General features: G+C 33.1%; 18 protein-coding genes. 1 reads left to right on the forward strand and 17 read right to left on the reverse strand.

From position 1 onward, the window contains the following. Positions 1–58: 58 nt before the first annotated feature. From Q0845_RS02100 to Q0845_RS02145, 10 genes are all read right to left on the reverse strand, one after another. Entirely contained in the window at positions 59–826 is a 768-nt protein-coding gene (locus Q0845_RS02100; protein ID WP_298508379.1) for a hypothetical protein, read from the reverse strand. A gap of 10 nt (positions 827–836) precedes the next feature. Continuing rightward, positions 837–1,871 carry an RNA ligase family protein gene (locus tag Q0845_RS02105; protein ID WP_298508382.1) on the reverse strand — a complete coding sequence of 345 codons (1,035 nt, stop codon included), beginning with the start codon at positions 1,869–1,871 and terminating at the stop codon, positions 837–839. A gap of 15 nt (positions 1,872–1,886) precedes the next feature. Continuing rightward, positions 1,887–2,471, reverse strand: coding sequence for a hypothetical protein (locus tag Q0845_RS02110; RefSeq protein ID WP_298508385.1), 585 nt, complete (start codon positions 2,469–2,471; stop codon positions 1,887–1,889). Between the two features lie 104 nt (positions 2,472–2,575). After that, a complete protein-coding gene (locus Q0845_RS02115; RefSeq protein WP_298508388.1) occupies positions 2,576–3,577 on the reverse strand; it encodes an ATP-binding protein in 1,002 nt (333 codons plus the stop codon). Between the two features lie 237 nt (positions 3,578–3,814). Then, positions 3,815–4,840, reverse strand: coding sequence for a metallophosphoesterase (locus Q0845_RS02120; RefSeq protein WP_298508390.1), 1,026 nt, complete (start codon positions 4,838–4,840; stop codon positions 3,815–3,817). An 8-nt stretch (positions 4,841–4,848) separates the two neighbouring features. Continuing rightward, a complete protein-coding gene (locus tag Q0845_RS02125; protein ID WP_298508393.1) occupies positions 4,849–5,337 on the reverse strand; it encodes a hypothetical protein in 489 nt (162 codons plus the stop codon). 2 nt (positions 5,338–5,339) lie between these two features. Continuing rightward, positions 5,340–5,510: a hypothetical protein gene (locus Q0845_RS02130; RefSeq protein WP_298508396.1), complete on the reverse strand. Its 171-nt coding sequence runs from the start codon at positions 5,508–5,510 to the stop codon at positions 5,340–5,342. 22 nt (positions 5,511–5,532) lie between these two features. Further along, entirely contained in the window at positions 5,533–6,402 is an 870-nt protein-coding gene (locus Q0845_RS02135; RefSeq protein ID WP_298508399.1) for a biopolymer transporter ExbD, read from the reverse strand. A gap of 100 nt (positions 6,403–6,502) precedes the next feature. Next, on the reverse strand, positions 6,503–7,351 hold the full coding sequence (locus Q0845_RS02140) for a hypothetical protein (RefSeq protein ID WP_298508402.1): 849 nt from the start codon (positions 7,349–7,351) through the stop codon (positions 6,503–6,505). Positions 7,352–7,454: 103 nt separating this feature from the next. Beyond that, on the reverse strand, positions 7,455–8,507 hold the full coding sequence (locus Q0845_RS02145; protein WP_298508405.1) for a hypothetical protein: 1,053 nt from the start codon (positions 8,505–8,507) through the stop codon (positions 7,455–7,457). A gap of 111 nt (positions 8,508–8,618) precedes the next feature. On the opposite strand from Q0845_RS02145, the gene Q0845_RS02150 reads away from it, so the two are divergent. After that, on the forward strand, positions 8,619–9,452 hold the full coding sequence (locus Q0845_RS02150; RefSeq protein WP_298508408.1) for a 2OG-Fe(II) oxygenase: 834 nt from the start codon (positions 8,619–8,621) through the stop codon (positions 9,450–9,452). A gap of 175 nt (positions 9,453–9,627) precedes the next feature. Here the strand turns inward: Q0845_RS02150 and Q0845_RS02155 are convergent, their stop codons facing one another. From Q0845_RS02155 to Q0845_RS02185, 7 genes are all read right to left on the reverse strand, one after another. Continuing rightward, a complete protein-coding gene (locus tag Q0845_RS02155; RefSeq protein WP_298508411.1) occupies positions 9,628–10,767 on the reverse strand; it encodes a hypothetical protein in 1,140 nt (379 codons plus the stop codon). Further along, on the reverse strand, positions 10,760–11,809 hold the full coding sequence (locus Q0845_RS02160) for a glycosyltransferase family 4 protein (protein WP_298508413.1): 1,050 nt from the start codon (positions 11,807–11,809) through the stop codon (positions 10,760–10,762). Before Q0845_RS02160 ends, Q0845_RS02155 begins: the two co-directional genes overlap by 8 nt. A 115-nt stretch (positions 11,810–11,924) precedes the next feature. Further along, positions 11,925–12,254, reverse strand: a complete 330-nt coding sequence (locus Q0845_RS02165) for a GIY-YIG nuclease family protein (protein ID WP_298508416.1) — start codon at positions 12,252–12,254, stop codon at positions 11,925–11,927. Between the two features lie 251 nt (positions 12,255–12,505). After that, complete coding sequence (locus tag Q0845_RS02170) at positions 12,506–13,366, reverse strand: FkbM family methyltransferase (protein WP_298508419.1); 861 nt, start codon at positions 13,364–13,366, stop codon at positions 12,506–12,508. 1 nt (position 13,367) lies between these two features. Then, entirely contained in the window at positions 13,368–14,297 is a 930-nt protein-coding gene (locus tag Q0845_RS02175; protein WP_298508422.1) for a GNAT family N-acetyltransferase, read from the reverse strand. Between the two features lie 3 nt (positions 14,298–14,300). Continuing rightward, positions 14,301–15,287: a polysaccharide deacetylase family protein gene (locus Q0845_RS02180; RefSeq protein WP_298508425.1), complete on the reverse strand. Its 987-nt coding sequence runs from the start codon at positions 15,285–15,287 to the stop codon at positions 14,301–14,303. Positions 15,288–15,485: 198 nt separating this feature from the next. Continuing rightward, the gene (locus Q0845_RS02185) at positions 15,486–16,922 is read right to left on the reverse strand and encodes a glycosyltransferase family 39 protein (protein WP_298508428.1); all 1,437 of its coding nucleotides are present in this window, start codon (positions 16,920–16,922) and stop codon (positions 15,486–15,488) included. Between the last annotated feature and the right edge of the window lie 84 nt (positions 16,923–17,006).

A 17,006-nucleotide genomic window follows, 5' to 3' on the forward strand; every position in this document is an offset into this window, starting at 1 on the left:
AAAGTAGTTGTGATGTCATCAAAAGTATTGATTTTTTTAAAACAAGTAGTTTTTTTAGCTATTTATATGAGATGACTCTTGTGAGTGTATGATCGAGTTTCCCATTAATACTTGTTTTTCTTGTAATCCAATTGTCATACCTGTCAAATTCGTATTCGTTTTCAATTGTTGAAATTAAAGAATCTTTAGTATCATATTTTTTTACTTTCACTAATGTTTTATGAACGTATGTATAGCTAAAATGTTGACTTTTTTCGGGTGTTACAAAGTCTGATATTGTGGAAGTTGTTACAAGTTGTTTTGCATTATATTTTTTTACTTCCAATGTATTTTTAATGGTATCATTCGTTTCCATGTCAATATAGAGCTGAGTTAATGTGCTTTCTTTTAATTTATCATTAATGTCATATATATACGTTCCAATATATTCAAATGCCCTTTCATCATTTTTATGTTTCGATTCGGTTCCAATGAGTAAGGTGTCTTTGTAAAAATAATGAACGGTGAAGCTTGAGTTGTCATTTAAGTATTTTACAATTTCTTTTTCAATTTTTTGGTTTTTATTATAATGAAACTCAGACTTCATAGTATCTTCAGAAAATAAATAACGTTTTTGCGCACTTACTATTTGATCATTTTGATTGTACTTTTTTATGTTGACTAAAAGCGTATCTGAAATGTCACTACTTGAGTATTTTTTCTTTGTTTTAATGGTGTATTCCGTAATTTGAGTTGCCTTTTTGGTAAGTCCATTTTTGAGCAATTTTTTTTCGTTGAAACAACCAATTAAACATAGCGAAAAAAGTAAAATGCAAAATTTCTTCATTTGGAGGAGTTTAATGTTTGTCAAACCCAATCATCACTTTTTGAATTTCCGCTCGTACACGCTCGTGAATCCAGTGTTGTTCGTCTGTGGTGAGTTCTTCGAGTAGATTATCATTATTTTCATTAAAATCAACCAAGGTATCTTTAAAGAATTCGGTTTCAATGTCTGTTACACGTTGCGTATTGGTCATATCTAAAGCGCCGATTTTAGAAATAGCACTTTCCAATCGATTCGTAGTAATATAATTTCGAAGTTCCTCCAGAATAAACGATAAGTCTTCCGATTTTGAAGATAACTTTGCGGTGTAACTCCATTTTTCCGCTTGATGAAATTTTTCTTCTTCAAATTCTTTGTTTTTTAACTTTACAATAGGTCGCGAAGAAATGACTGCATTTTCAAGTTTATTATAGGGTTTTATGACTACACCTTCAATCAAATTTTCAGTTAATTCAGGTAATTGTAATTGTTTCGGAATCGTAGAGTTGATTCGAGTATTAAAATTGACAGCTTCCCCAAATTTTCCAATCAATAAAGGTTTCGCATAAAAAATGCCGTGTTTTTCAAAATAGGAAATTGCGGTTTCATAGTCCAAATAGGTTTTCGTCGAAACGCCTTCCGTTTCTATGGCAATGTCAAACGAACAAAAGTTAATTGTAGGCGAATAGTAAACACCTGTTTGTACGGCTTGCACAGTTGTATCAGCTTCCACGGATGAATGCGGATAGCTACCGCCAAACAATTCTCCATACATGATAAACTTCGTTCCGGAAATTTGTGTGCTGAGTTCTTCAAACAATCGAATAATATTTGTTTCTAGTTGATTGACGACAATTTGAAATCCAAAAAAATCATCTTCCCAAGATAGATACGCTTTTCGTTTGGCAAATTTTAAGGAACCATTTTCATATACAAAACTGAAATTTGCACCATGTACTTTTTCAGTCACAACCCAAGATATCTTTTCTAAAGCAGTAAAATCACGTTCATTTAAACCAAGCTTCTTTAAACTGCTTGGCATTTTTTCATATCCTGAAAATTCGTTCATTGTTCTATTTTTTATTTAAAATTCATCCTTGTACCAAGTAGTTTCTCCTTGAAAACCATACTTTTTTGAGTCAACTTTCCAAGTGTCTTCCTCTTTCCTCAATACAAATTGGTTTTTACTACTGACACCACGTTCATAATACGCTTCTATCACAGCGCGTTTGGCGGATTTCATGATAAATACAATTGTTGTATCAGGATTGTGAATGTATTCATACTTTGTAGGTTTTCCAAAGGAACGACTTCCGTTATCAGATGGTTTTAAGCTTACAGGATCTGTAATGGCTTTTCGTCGTTCTGCAAATTCCGTCCATAATTCCATTTCTCCAGGCTGTACTTGGTTGGGTTCGTTTGGGTTTTTTAAAGCCTGACTTCGCTCAAATATTTCTTTTTCCAATATGTGAAGCTCATGAAGTATAGTTGTCAAAAACGGAACAAGTTCGTCTGCTACATGCTGAAACTTTTCTGGAGTTTGACTGATATCAATATTTAATTTTTGAGGAACTTCTTGTGTTGTTTCCTCAGTTTGTTCAGCGTTTTGAGTGTTTTTATGTTCCGAATTGTCTCGGTTCTTTCCGAATAGTTTGCTAAATATTCCCATGCTGTTTTTAATTTACTAGTAGCGCTGTGATTTTGATTGAATTGCTATTTTTCTTTAAAAATAGCATATAAAATGTGGCTTTTTATGATGAAGATGTATAAAAATTATCGCTGAAGTGTCTTCGGATAGGTAATGATAAACTTTGTACCAAGCTTTCCATCAGATTCGACACGAATAGTTCCTTGGTGTTTTTCAATGATTTTCTTTACAATGGAAAGTCCCAAACCTGTACTTTCGTACATGTCTTTTTCTTGAAGTGTTTGAAATACTTGGAAGATTTTTTTATGATATTTTGGAGCAATCCCAGGACCGTTGTCTTCAAATATCAATTCATAAGAATTAGACTTTTCAACACTTGAAACGGTGATTTCACAAATGTCTTTATCATTGTATTTGACAGCATTGCTAATCAAATTAGAAACCACTTGCGATATCTGCATTTTATCTCCCATAATAACAGGCAATGTTCCCTTGGTGTTAAAAATCGTTTGTGTGTCTTGGTAATTTTTAGCATCTTCTCGAATCATGATGTTTAAATCTACCTTTTCGGGCATTATTTTCCCAATTTTAGAATAATGTAAAATACCATCAATCAGTCGTTCGAGACGTTTCACGCGTCCTTGCATCGTATCTAAATGATCGTACACATCATCGGTTTCACCAGCTTCCAAATCTTCTTTAATAAAAGAAGCCAAACTTGAGATTCCTCTGATAGGTGTTTTTAAATCGTGTGAAGTTATATAAGCAAACTGTTCTAATTCTTTATTTTTTAATTCGGTATCGTCTAAATTTTGATTGAGTTGTTTTAGTTTGCGAAAACTATCCAATCCTGTTCGAACCACTAAAAACACAAACAACGATCCCATAAAAAAGATGACTCCGGAAAGAAAGGCTAGTATTTGGGTTTGCCCTAAGATTACAACGATAGCGACAGCTATATATCCTGCCAAAAATAGTAACATTAAGAAACGGAGCTTTCTCCAATTTCTTTTTAATTCATTATTGGGAAGAATGTTGAAAATTTTGTGTGTATAACCTGCACTTAACAGCATGATAAATGCTCCTAAGAGAATTAGGGCTGCTATAATATAGTCAGAAAAGTGCATACGCTTTCTTAAAAGTTGGTTTTACATTCGGGTTTTCAGCACGTTTGGCAACGTGGATTAGGGGACTTTTTTATCTCAAAACTATATAAATGTAGCATAAACCTAGCAAATATGCAATTTTGCGACTTACACATGTGTCAAAATTTACGATAAATTCTATTTTTTATCGGTAATCTGCTAATTATTGGGGAATATTCCTGTATGATTTATTTCGAATGAAAACCTATTAGGATGCTATTAATTTCGTGTTGGAATTTGCTCGATTTGTAATTCCTTGGCTAAGTCCAATATCTTTTGTGGTGTATGCAAGGTTTTCTCTAAATCGGCTAACTCTAAAGTGCCAGCTTTTGCTTTAAAGACGAACGATTTGTAGCTCAATTTGGCAACTTCTTGATTAAAATTTTCTCCGTATTGCGCTATAAGTTCTTTGGTCAAGATTTCAATTTTAGTTTGAATGCTGATGCGTACGTCTTCTATTTCTTGAATCCAAGTGCGTTGTTTGGATAAGAATTCTTGGATTTCGGTTTCCTTTTTATAACTGAGTTTGTCCAATTGACGATACACTTGATCAATTTTCATCTGTTCCCAATCTTTGGCTTTTAAGACAGGAATTTGCCAGCTTGATTGTTGTTCTTTCCAGTGATCGGTCTGTACTTGCACTTGATGAACTTTGAAACTAGGCAATTCTATCGCAGTCAATTTTCCTGCATGACATGCGCCCGTATCAATTCCGTAAGTATTGTTTTTTATTTTGGGAGTTTCGCCAACCACATGATGTCCATAAATGATCGGTTTTTCGCCAGTATAATAATCTGACCAATACGTGCCTTCTTCATATTTTTCTTCCAAATAGCGACTTCCCGAAGTGGTTCCGGCCAATACTTCTTCTTTTTGTTCATACAAGCTTTTATCATGCTCAAAAAAAGCATGCACAATTATAGCTTCTGGCGTTTCATAATAATAGGGAAGTGTTTCTAGCCAAGTACGAAAACCTTCATATTCATCACCAAACTGTACTTTGACAATCTCTTGCGAATAGCTCAAAACTCCGTTGAGGTGTTTGCGTTCGTGATTTCCCATCAAGACAACTGAGTTCGTTCTATTTTTAAAATAATGATAGAGTTCTAGTGATTTATTTCCACGATCGACAATATCACCTAAAGAAATTACCAAATCATCATCGGTAACGCCAATTTGGTTTAGTAGTGCTATAAATTCATCATAACAACCATGAATATCGCCTATAATGTATGTTTTGCTCATTTGTTTATTTAATATGAATGTCCAGGTTTACTGATTCCATTTTTATCAGGCACATATATATGAAATGTATTTTCGTCATCTAAAAAATCAGGTTCTTTGATAAGAGTTATATAAATGCCCATAAGTTTTGTTAAGACTTCTTTTAGCTGGTTTGTACTTTCTGCATATTCATGTTCAGCATCTTCTTTTTGTAGTTCATGATTATAATGAGTTGTAACTACTAATTCAGGATCAAAACTATAGTTTGATGTTGTTGTAAGTATTGTTTTTATAAATGCTTCTGTGATGATGCCTGAATCCAATATATCAATTGATTTAAAGATGGTAATTGAATCACTTGGATTACTATTGTTAAGCAAACTTTCAACATCTTTCATGCTTTTAAGAAAAAAGTAATAATTAGTATTTGCTGCATTTGGAATTCGTACAAAAGCTAAAACTTGCGAATTCTTTTTAAGTAAGTCAAAAACGGTATGTTTAAAATTTGATAGTGTCATTTTTAATAATTTCCAGAATAATTCAACCATTTATGATCAAACCAGTTCTTTATTCGAATTATAGAAACTTCATCAGGATCAAAAGAGCGAATTAAATGATGAATAATTGTTTCTACAATAACTTTAAATCCTTCGGCATCAGTTTTGTCAAAAGGAATGTTTAGTTGATTCATGATAAAGGTTCATGAGTAATTATTATTTCTCAATAATCATTCTAAAAGGAATCGCATTTTGTAATTCAAACTCTTCTTCTACACCTAAAGCACTGAATTCTTTTCCATAGATTCGTATGCTTTCTTTATTGCGTATTTTCTTGAGTACAATGTGCAATTGCGCAATTGGTATTACAACATCTTCATACGTACAATTTTCACTTACTTGTAGCAAATAGAATACTTTCTCTTTGGAGTTCCATTCCATCAACTTTTTTGCAAGTTCTGTTGCAGACATTTCTTGATTGTCAATGGTATATGATTGATGATTTACGTTGATGATTTTTGTTTTAATTTTTTGAGATTTCTCTTTAAAAAATTGTGGTGCGAGTTCAGGCGGTGGCGGTGGTGGCGGAATGGATTTAATATCATCGTCATCTTTAGCCGATAACTGTTTAAAAACTTTGTCAATCAGAGAGTTTGGGTTTTTATGACGTGCTAGTTTGTAGCTAAATCCAGTTATTTTTCTTTTAAATACTCTTTTATCACTATTGGAATTACAGGCGAAAAAAACGTATCTAACGTCCATTTTTCGAAGCGCATTCAATACAGGAAGTATTTTGGTATATGAAATGTCTTTATCAATGACTAGCTCTGTGACAAATGAAGGAGATATTCCTGTATTATTTTTTATGTCTGTATATAACAAATGAAACATTTTAGCTCTTAATTTATTTAGCTTGATTTTTTCTCTTTCAAAAAAAATATCTCCTGTTTTAGTAACCGCAATGCTTACAGAGTTGAGCGGATCTGGATGAATTTTAACAGTTTCAAAAGTTGGAATCTCTATGTTTTTTTGCGCTATGGAAAAGCTCACAAGGAATAATGTGATAAGCGTAATGTATATTTTCATAAATGTGGTATCGTATTTTAATTTGAGATCATCCAAATTCAAAGCTATTACAAAACTGCCAAATATGCAATTGCGATATATAAGTGCTAATTTTAAACTATTACATTACTTTTTTGGTCATTTTATAATGTAATTGTAAAAATTGAAATTTCCACCATTTAAAAAAATGATCTGTTCTTAGAACACCTTCTTTATCTTTAAATACGTGGATGATTTCTTTAATAGGAATCATACGTGCTTTAAGAATTCCTTTTTTATTTTGATGTAAACGATAATAACCAGTTCCTCCGAAGCGTTTTCCGTCTGAAACTAATTTTACAGAGCCATCTTCTAATAAGAGCACTTTTAAAATGACGGTGACATTTCCTTTGGGTAATGGAAATACAACTTTGACATACTCATGCGTATTTTCTTTTAATAGCACCGAACTGTAAAATCCTGCGTATACTATTTTATTTGATTTTACAGATTTTCGCAACCAGCAAGCGTATTTTACATTGGTAGCATCTGATAGTTGTATGATGTCGCTACTCATTCCATAACTAGTTTCTAATGCATTGGTAGGAATATTAAGTTGTTTCATTTCTACACTTACCAAACTAATCAAAAGCTTTGCAAACCAACTTATAGGGGCTTTCCATTGATTCCATACTTCCATTTTATAAGTAGCTGTATGCTCATAAAATGTTGTAATTGTCGGGTCTAACTTTTCAATATGCGGACTTGTTGTGTCAATTACTTTATGAAACTCTTGCAATAATCCTCCTTCATTCGTATGGTTAACACTCAATTTTTCTTGTTCGGCAAGTCGTTGGTAGAACGTTTCTCCTATGGTATCTGAGGTTGCTATGGGACCTTCTAAAAATGGATACTTTTCAAAGTCTATAGTGCGACCTGTTAGATTCAGCCAAACTCGAATATTCGCTTGTATAAAGTTGCTTATTTTCATATGAATGACTGCAAAAAGATAATTTTATATAAAGGTACGTATAACAGTACATTTTTCGGCAAGAATACTTTTGAAATATATTTCTGTTGTGTGGGTACTTGTATTAGTTTAAATGAAGTTCCTTAAATAAAAAATCACCGATAAGTTCATGAGCTTTTGGATTGATGTGTAAATCGATATCCCAATAGAGTTTTTCAGAAGTGTTTTGCAAAACTGGTTTCAAATCGTAATGTTCAACCTGTTGTTTTGCAAGGAAATCAATCAGCATATTTGTTAATTCTCTATTGGTATTCATCGTTTCTTCATCGAGATCAAATAAGGTTTGTATGTTTTTATAAAACTTTGGTTTCACTTCCAATTTAGAAGGCAATAATGTAATGACGAGTCGAATATCTTTTTGTTTACACAATTCTATGATTTGCAATAAGTATTTTTTTGCAATTTGCATGGCGCGTTCTTTTTCATTAGGAAATGATTCAAAATATAACATTTGCTCTATTCCTTGAATATATGGAAATGCCTGTTGTTCGCCAGATTGAAACTTTCTGCGGAAGCGCATATGCCAACTTTTATAAATGTTAGAAATACTGGTGCGATCGTCTTCAAATTTGACGGTTTCTCGAAAATCATTTCCTGTAAATACATTAATTAAAAAAACATCCGGTTTTAGATACGAGAACTTTTTTAAAAAACCATGATAGTTACGAAATGTGTAATAACCAACGCCGCCATTCATACAGTTATAATACGTTGTGGTATCGGCTATGTTTAATTTTTCTTCCCAAATATTGACAAAAGATTGCGTGTTGTAGCGTAAAACGCCATCGGTATGTGAATCGCCTGCAACAAGTACGCGCATTTCGTTTGGTTTTCGTTCTGTAACATCATCATCATCGCGGAAACCCAAATTATTGGTGCGTCTTTCGGTAGACATTTTTTGTTGCGGCGTTCCCCAATTATCATAAAGGTGAATATTAGGTTTGTGTACAAACATTGCGGTAGAATCAGGCATGAAATATTCCGATTGCTTTTCACTTGTAAATGAAAAAAACGTTTGAATGCGATGCACTTCCATAAAATACATAATAATTGCCAAGAGCAATAACAATCCACTCAATACAAGTAAATTGATTTTAATAAGTCGTGCATATTTCATAAAAAAGCGTTTGAAACAAAGGAACAAAAAAAATATAAAAAGCAAGCATAAATCCACTTCGATACTTCAATATTTTCAGTACATTTAGCATCAAAATAAGCAACTACATTTATGATTTTTGATTATTCAAAATGGAATACACGATTAGCCACTGATACAAAGAATTATCAAAATGCTTCGCCGTATCCGCATATTGTAGTGGACGATTTTTTGGAAACCGCTGCTGCGGAAAAGGCTTTGAACGAATTTCCGAAAATCAAAGACGAAGGTTGGATTCATTATATTCATGTGAATGAAAAAAAACACGGACTCAATAAACTAGAATTGATTCCCGCATTTATTCGTGACGGAATCATCAAAGAATTGAATTCGCCTGAATTTATTACGTATTTAGAACAACTCACAGGAATCTCATACTTGTTGCCAGATACTACCATTGAAGGTGGCGGAATTCATCAAAGTGAAAAAGGAGGTTTTTTGAATATTCATGCTGATTTTACCGTACATCCACATAAAAAAACATGGCGACGTCGTGTCAATGTGTTAGTCTATTTAAACAAAAACTGGGAAGCTTCCTATGGTGGCGCGTTGGAGCTTTGGGAAAAAGACATGTCGAAATGTACTGTCAAAATTGAACCTATTTTCAATAGAATCGTCATTTTTAATACGGATGAAGATTCGTATCACGGTTTTCCAGATCCAATTACTTGTCCAGAAGATGTAACGCGAAAATCGATTGCATTGTATTACTTCACGGAAGAAAAATCGGGTTCGTTTAAAAGACGTTCTACCAATTACCGCGCACGTCCAGGTGATGGATTTCGAGCGGTTTGGATTTGGCTCGACAAAAAAATGATTGCTGCCTATACTTGGGTAAAAGGAACCTTTGGAATCAATGATGATTTTATTAGTAAAGTGCTGAATTTATTTCGAAAGAAGAAGTAGGTTAGACTCGCTATTGCTCTTAGAACGGCTTCGCCTTTTAGTATTTTAGTATCGCTTCGCTTTAGACTGTTAGCGCAAGTTTCCAACTCGTGCCGTCAAACAAGCTAAAAATATTTAAAATTTAGTATTCAACATATAACATTTCACTGTTAGCGCGAGTTTCCAACTCGTGCTGTCAAACAAACTTTCGATGCAACTTATACGCCAACAACACAAGCCATTGTGTACTAGAAACACTAATTAAAACCCCTAAAATTTCATAAGTTTCAATCAATAAAAAAATCAAGCTGATGCTCACTAAAAAAGCAAAAAAGCTAATATAAATAATCGTGCGTTCTTGGTGATTCTTCATCAATTCCATGATATTTAATGTATAAAAATAACACGGTAAGGCAATCGATGCGCCCACAATATAATATTCGTAACTGAAACCTAATTTTACAAAATATTCCATTACAAACCAAATGGCAAATCCGCCAAGAATAGTCAATGGAAGTGAAACTAAGTATAATTTGTATTTTATCTTTTGTACTACTTCATCTGATACGCGATACACATGTTTGGTAAACGGAATTGTAATATAAGCAGCCAAAGCTTGCAACATTAAAAAGGCAGTAATGAGCAATTGATATTCGGCTAATTGCGATGGTTCTAAGTAAAGATCTACAATATAAATATCAGTTTTAGAAATCAACCAACCACTCAATCCGAGTATAAAAAAAGGCATTCCTAGTTTAAATTCCTGCAATGAAATTGTAGCAGAAAATGATTCTTTCCAAAAGTTTAATTGTGCACTTAAAATGATCAATTTGACAAATGTTGCAAGAACATAAATTTGTAAAAAGGTTTCTAGATTGAATGTGTCAACATAAAATATACTTCCGAAAATCAGTCCAAATCCAATAATTTCTGCAAGTAATTGTGCGCCAAATTTTTGATGATAAATGACCAAAGTACTTAAAGAATTATACAAAACTAGCAAGCAAATCAATGCAATAGCCCAAATAGCAATCTGTAGCGGAAAGAACAAAAAGAAAATTCCCGCAAAGGGTAAAAGCAAACATCTTGACAGTAAATTACTGAAAAAAGCATGATACATTTTACTCGGATTTTCGCTGTATGCACGCAACAAATGATCGCGATTTCCCCAGCCAAAAATGAACGAAATAAAAAATACCCAAATCATCACGTTGATCAAACTAGCCCATTCGGTTTTTCCAAAGACTTTTATCCCAAAAACCACAATCAAAAAGTTGAAAGCAGGATTGGCAAATCCTTGAATCGTATTGATTCCTATGGTGATCAATCTACGCATGGTACAAAGATAAGTAAGCGTTGATGGTTTCAGTTTCTGAACTTATTGTGATGCGTTTTTTTTCGGGATTTTCTTCAGATAACAGTCTTTCACAAGCGTCAATCAAATCGATTTTATGTTCGCAAACATGCCAATTTGGAGAAGACTTCGCCAATCCGACATTATGTGAAACAATCTGCATTCCCGAATACAAAGCTTCCAAAAACACAAATCCAAACGATTCATACATGCTAGTATGCAACAATATTTTTGATTCTGCCATTTTCTCAAAAACGATAGCTCGTGGTAGATGTCCGAGCAAAGTAATTGTGTTTTCTAATTGTAAGTTTTGAATTTTTCTTTCGATTTGAGGTCTTATCTCTCCATCACCAACAATGGCAACGTTGAGGTTTTTATGAGTTTTTGATAGCGCAGAAATGACATCAATAAAATCCGAATAATTCTTGACCATGTTTATAGAGCCAACAGCTAAAATATCAATCGTGTTTTTTTGCAATGCTGGAAATTCAGAAACATCTAAATGCCAAGGAATGATCTTGGAATTTAACGCATAATTCGCAAGCAATTCTTTTTGGTGATTCTCAGATAATGTCACAATTTTTGTATCTGAATTCATCAAACAGTTTCCATAAGAATTTTTGATGGCAGCGTCTTGTCCCATTACTGTGACGATGTGTTTTATGTTGTGTTTTTTTGCAAATTTTTCTCCGATATAGGAACATTCTCCAATCCAAAAACTATGAATAGTGTCAATTTTTTGTGCTTTGTGAAGTTTTTTAAGTGTTCTTTTCGCCTTTCGCCAAGTTTTTAATTTCTTCAAACGCCTATTTTGTCCATTCAGCGGAATCACTTCAATACCATGCCAATCGTATATTTCTTCTGTAAAAGGAAACTGAAACGTAAGGATTGTCAATTTCGCTTTTGGCAATGCATTTCGCATACTTTTTAAAAATACTTGCAGCGCAGGAATCACAGTAGTATTACTTTCAGATGGCGTAAAACCTGGTGTTAAGAATACGATATGTTGATTTGTATTGTTCATTTTTTTTATTAGTGGATTCCTGCCTACGCAGGAATGACAGTTAGTGTTTGATTTACTATTTAGGTTTTGTTACGGACTCTTACTTGCTAAGGAATCACAATTTATGTTTGATTTGTCATTCCGCACTTGTTGCGGAATCCATGTTTATAGACCAATCAGACGCTAAATCATTCCAATTAGGATTATTTTCTTCAATCAAATTTATTTTCCATTGTCGCTTCCATTTCTTCAACCTTTTCTCTCTTGCTATCGCTTCATCAATATGTTGAAAGATTTCAAAATACATTAATTTCGTCAAACCATATTTTTTAGAAAACCCTTCAATTAATTTGTTTTTATGCTCAAATATTCTTCTTTCTAAATTATTGGAAACACCAATGTATAATGTTCCATTCTTTTTGTTAGAAAGAATATAAACATAATATTGATGAACAGTTTTGTACATAGTTATTTTGGATTCCTGCCTACACAGGAATGACATTTTGCTTCAATTGATACTGATTTTAAAATACTATTTTGATTACTATTCTAGATTCCTCACAAATGACAATTTATATTTGATTTGTCATTCCGCGCTTGTTGCGGAATCCACTTCATTATTTTGAATTTTTTATATTTCTTCCAAACTATAACTGTTCTCGATACATTTTTTAATTCCGCTTTGCTATATAAAAAAACACTCGAACTGACGTTTCACTATTTTGGTACATTGAGCGGAGTCGAAGTGTGCCATTCTTTATTCGTAAACACCAAATCCGTTCCTTTAATCAATTCGGGTTTCCGTTGTAAATCGTCAAAGGAAATCTGTGTGCCGTCACTTTTATAAATGTATGTATATGCTTTTACATCGTTGAATAAATTTTCAATTTCTTTGCGAATTTTTTTCTGGAATATGGAAAAGCCAAACGTATTTTCCAATCGTATAAAAACCTTGTTTAAGAATTTTGATGGAATGTATTTGTGATACATATTTTCATTCAAAAAACTATAGTGAAACGAAACATATAATGTTGGATAGTTTACTTTTTCTAGCGCTTTTCCTATGCTTGGCAGTATTCGAAATTCGGCACCTTCTACGTCCATTTTAATAAAATCTACAGTTTGAATGTTTTCTGCTTGTAAAAAATCAGCCAAAGAAACAGTGTTGAGTTCTAATGAATTTTCGGTATCGCGTTTGCGTTCTAAAATACTACTAGACGAAGCACCATATTGATCGCGAGCAGACAAACGAACGGTTTCTTTTTTGTCTGAAATTGCCGTTTTATACGTCTTTATTTTATCAGCTACAGCTGGATTCAATGTTACATTCGTATTCAACTCACTAAAACACACAGGGTCAGGATCAAGCGCATGCACTTCTTTCGCAGTTTTTGCAGCGTACAATGTCAATACGCCACTCCATGAACCAATATCTAAAACCACAGAATCGGTATTCACAAAATGATCAAAAATGGCAAACGTATGCGGTTCCCAATCAATAGAATTTATATAACTCCAATAGTGTTTGTTTTGTCCAGGATCAACCTGAAACGTATGGTTTTTAAGCTGAATTTGCATGCTAGAATGTGTCTAAATCTGAGTAGGTAAATATAAACGCTTTTAAATCGATTTCTGGGTCAAAATCCAAATAACCTACCAACCACGATTCTTTGGGTTGTACAATGGTTTGCAATTGTTTTGCCATCGTAGAATGTTGATCGACTTGAAACAGGAATTCCGTAATGCCTAAGAAAAATGCTTTTCGTTTGAGTTTCTTCAATGCTTTTTGCAACGCTTCCGCAGAAGGTGCATAGAATTGTCCCACATGAATAATGGCTTGAATTTTTAGCCAAAACACACAATCGTCTATTTCGACGCAATAATGACTTTTGAAACTGTTTTTATAATCGATAAAATCGTTATTGAATTTTAAACGAAATTTTTCTTGGTGTTCTGAATTCAGTTTTTCTAGCGCTTTTGGAGATACTTTTTGATTGAAAAATACATCGTATATATTTGTCCAACGTAATTTATTCAATACCTTCCCAATAGGGAGTGTGTTGACTTTTACATGAAAACGTTGTAAGTGTTCGTGTTCTTTCCAACCTAACTTTTTCGTGCTATAATAGGTGTTTTCACTATGAAATGCATACACATATTTCATGTCATGTTCCTTCATGATTTCGTACGCAAGTTTTGCCAATTCGTAATGCAAGCCTTTCCTTTGATGATTTGGCAATGTATACGAATCGCAGGCATGTGCGACATATACTTCCTCCGTATTCGTCTTAAATTTTTGAGGAACTGCGCCATAAAAAGCAACCGGAATTTCATCACAATAGGCAATACTGCAAATATAATTGACGCCTACATAGGACGTATTGTATTTGTTTTGCAAGTACTTCAGCGTGACTTTCTTTTTGAAGACTTTCCAAAAGAGTTCTTTGATCGCAGGAAAATCATTGTTGTCCACACGTTTGAGGCGATATATTTCTTTGTATACGATCATTGTCTAAAAGTAAGAACCTTTTAATAAACACGCCAATTGTTGCTCCATAGAAATGTACGGATTCATCACAAAACGATTCTTCCAATGCTCATTTTGCGCGTCTTTTTTGGTATTGTAATCTACCAATAATAATCGTTCAAATCCTACTTCTTGACAATAGTCAGCCAATTCTTGATTGTAATATCCAAACGGGAAAGCAAATTCAGTAATGGGTTGTTTACAAATGGCTTCTAGTTGTTTTTTACTGTTTATAATTTCTTGTTTTGCTTCCTCTAATGGAATGTCTACCAAACTTGCGTGTGTTTCTCCGTGTGCGCCAATGGTAAATAAAGGATTGTCGGCAATTTCTTTGATTTGTTGCGCATTCATCAACATCCAATAATCTTCATATTTTTTTGGCGGCAATGCTTCCCAATCTTCTTTAAAGACGTCATAGATCATTTTCAAAACCTCATAAGGTAATGCTTTGGCAACATTTTTCATGGAAATGCCATTCCAGATAAATTCTTTTTTATCATTTTTTTGATACAGATTTCGTTCTAAAACAACTTCTTTTTTGTTTGTGTGATACGAAACAACATCGAGAAAATCTGCCCATAAATACGGCGCTTTTTCATGAACAGTTGTAATGTAAAAACACGCTGGAACGTTATATTTTTCTAAAATTGGAACGGCGTATTTGTAATTATTTAAATAACCATCATCAAAGGTAAGAGCAATATTCAGTGTGTCCTTTTTGAATTTTTTCTGATAGAAATCATCCAGCGAAATTACATTATAATGTGTGGTAATATGTTTGATAAATTCTTCAAAAAAGATTTTGGAGATGAATCGGCTATTGTATTTCGTTTCTCCAACAGCGTCAATTCCGTGATAGATCAAAATTCGTTCGCCATAACGATCTTTCAATAACAACTTTCCAAAACCGAGTTTGAACAATACAGTTTTGTAGAGTAATCCTAGCCGATATTTGATACGCATCCAAAGCATATATTCTTTATTTTTAGTTGTGTCACATCGAGCGCAGTCGAGATGCCTTAAATATTATTTTCTATTTATGAATTTGAATATAAAGTTATGATACGTCATTGCGAGGAGTCTACGACGAAGCAATCTTATTCTTCAAAGAATAAAAATGGTAATACGATAATAGGATTACCGCGCTATCGCTCGTAAAGACGAATCATATTACTTCTTATTTATAATTCTATACAACTTCCATCCTTTAGAATGACTTTCTATGACTTTCAATTGATAATTATCTTCCATAAATTCCCAATTCAACATTGGGTTTTTATCTTTCCATTGTGCTTGGTAACGCACAGGATCAAACAAAATTAAATCGCTTGTTTGAAAGTTCTCGTAGCGTTCTAAAAACATGTTTTTGTATTCAAAGTCCAATCCGCGACCTTCCAATGCCAAATCTACATCAAAACTATATAAAGTTCCGCCTTGATACGATTGAATCATCGTTGCCAATTCTTTTTCAATGATAGTTCTTTTAAAAATAAGTTTGAATGTTATTGTGAAAAAGACAAATTGCAGCAGCAAAGAAATTATAGCGATTGGTATTAAAAATCGTTTGATGAATTTTATTTCTGTAAGTTTCAAAAAAGCAGGAAATAATAAGACCAATATCAACGGAAATACCAAGCCTATGATACGCGGATTTTGAAATGGAATTCCTGCCAAAAACAAAATATATAAACCGCTACAGATAATCAATATTTTCTGATGAAAAGTAAAGAGTGATTTGTAATTTTTGAATGTAATCAAACTTAGAATACTTCCTAAAAAGATGAATCCGGGATGAAAAAACACATACAATGTATAGATCAAATTTGGAAATAGATAACTCGTTGTTCCGTCGGTTGTGGTAAAACTTGATTTGAAATAATTACTCACTGACCAAACCTGCAAAAATGGATTCGAAGATGCTTCAAACAATGCGCCCCATTGAAAAATGATAAATGGAATGGAAACGACTATACTTAATACACTAGCCATTAATAATTGCACATATTTTTTTCGTTTCCACACTAAATATAAAGCATACAGTATGATAGGAAAGGTGATAAATAACGAAGCATAACGCGTCATTAATGCGCAGGTGGCAAATATAAAAATAGGAGTAAGGTTTGTCTTTTTTTGATGAGATTTAAAGAAAAAATAGAACGACAATACTACAAAAACCAAGGTCAATGCATCGGACATTACGATGAGTCCCATCTTCAATAAAAAAGGACTGAATACCGCAAAAATCAACACATACAAAAAGCTATATTTTGAAGATGGATATAAAAGTCGAATTGTTTTTAAAATGTAAACACAAGCAATTCCAAAGCTAATGCAGCTTATAAATTGCAATGCAAAAGCAGTACTTCCAAAAACAAAACCGAGCAAGCTTCCCAAAGTAGGGTACAACACAGGCCAATAATAATTTCCAGGATGAATACCATCGGTTATATAGTTTTGAATGGCGTTGGTATAGCGTAAATACTCATACGAATCTTGACCGTACAAACCATCGAAACCAACAATTCTTAATGCTAACAGGAAGAGAATCGGAAGGTAAAAAAACGTAAAGTCCTTGTAAAAAAAAGCGGTTAATTTAGATGATTTCAATGTTAGTTTTGTTTTGCGTATCTAAATATAGTTGTTAAATTGTCGATCGTAAAAAATTACCAATATTTTTTGTGTTTTATGCGC

The organism is uncultured Kordia sp., from assembly GCF_947489565.1.
GTDB lineage: Bacteria > Bacteroidota > Bacteroidia > Flavobacteriales > Flavobacteriaceae > Kordia.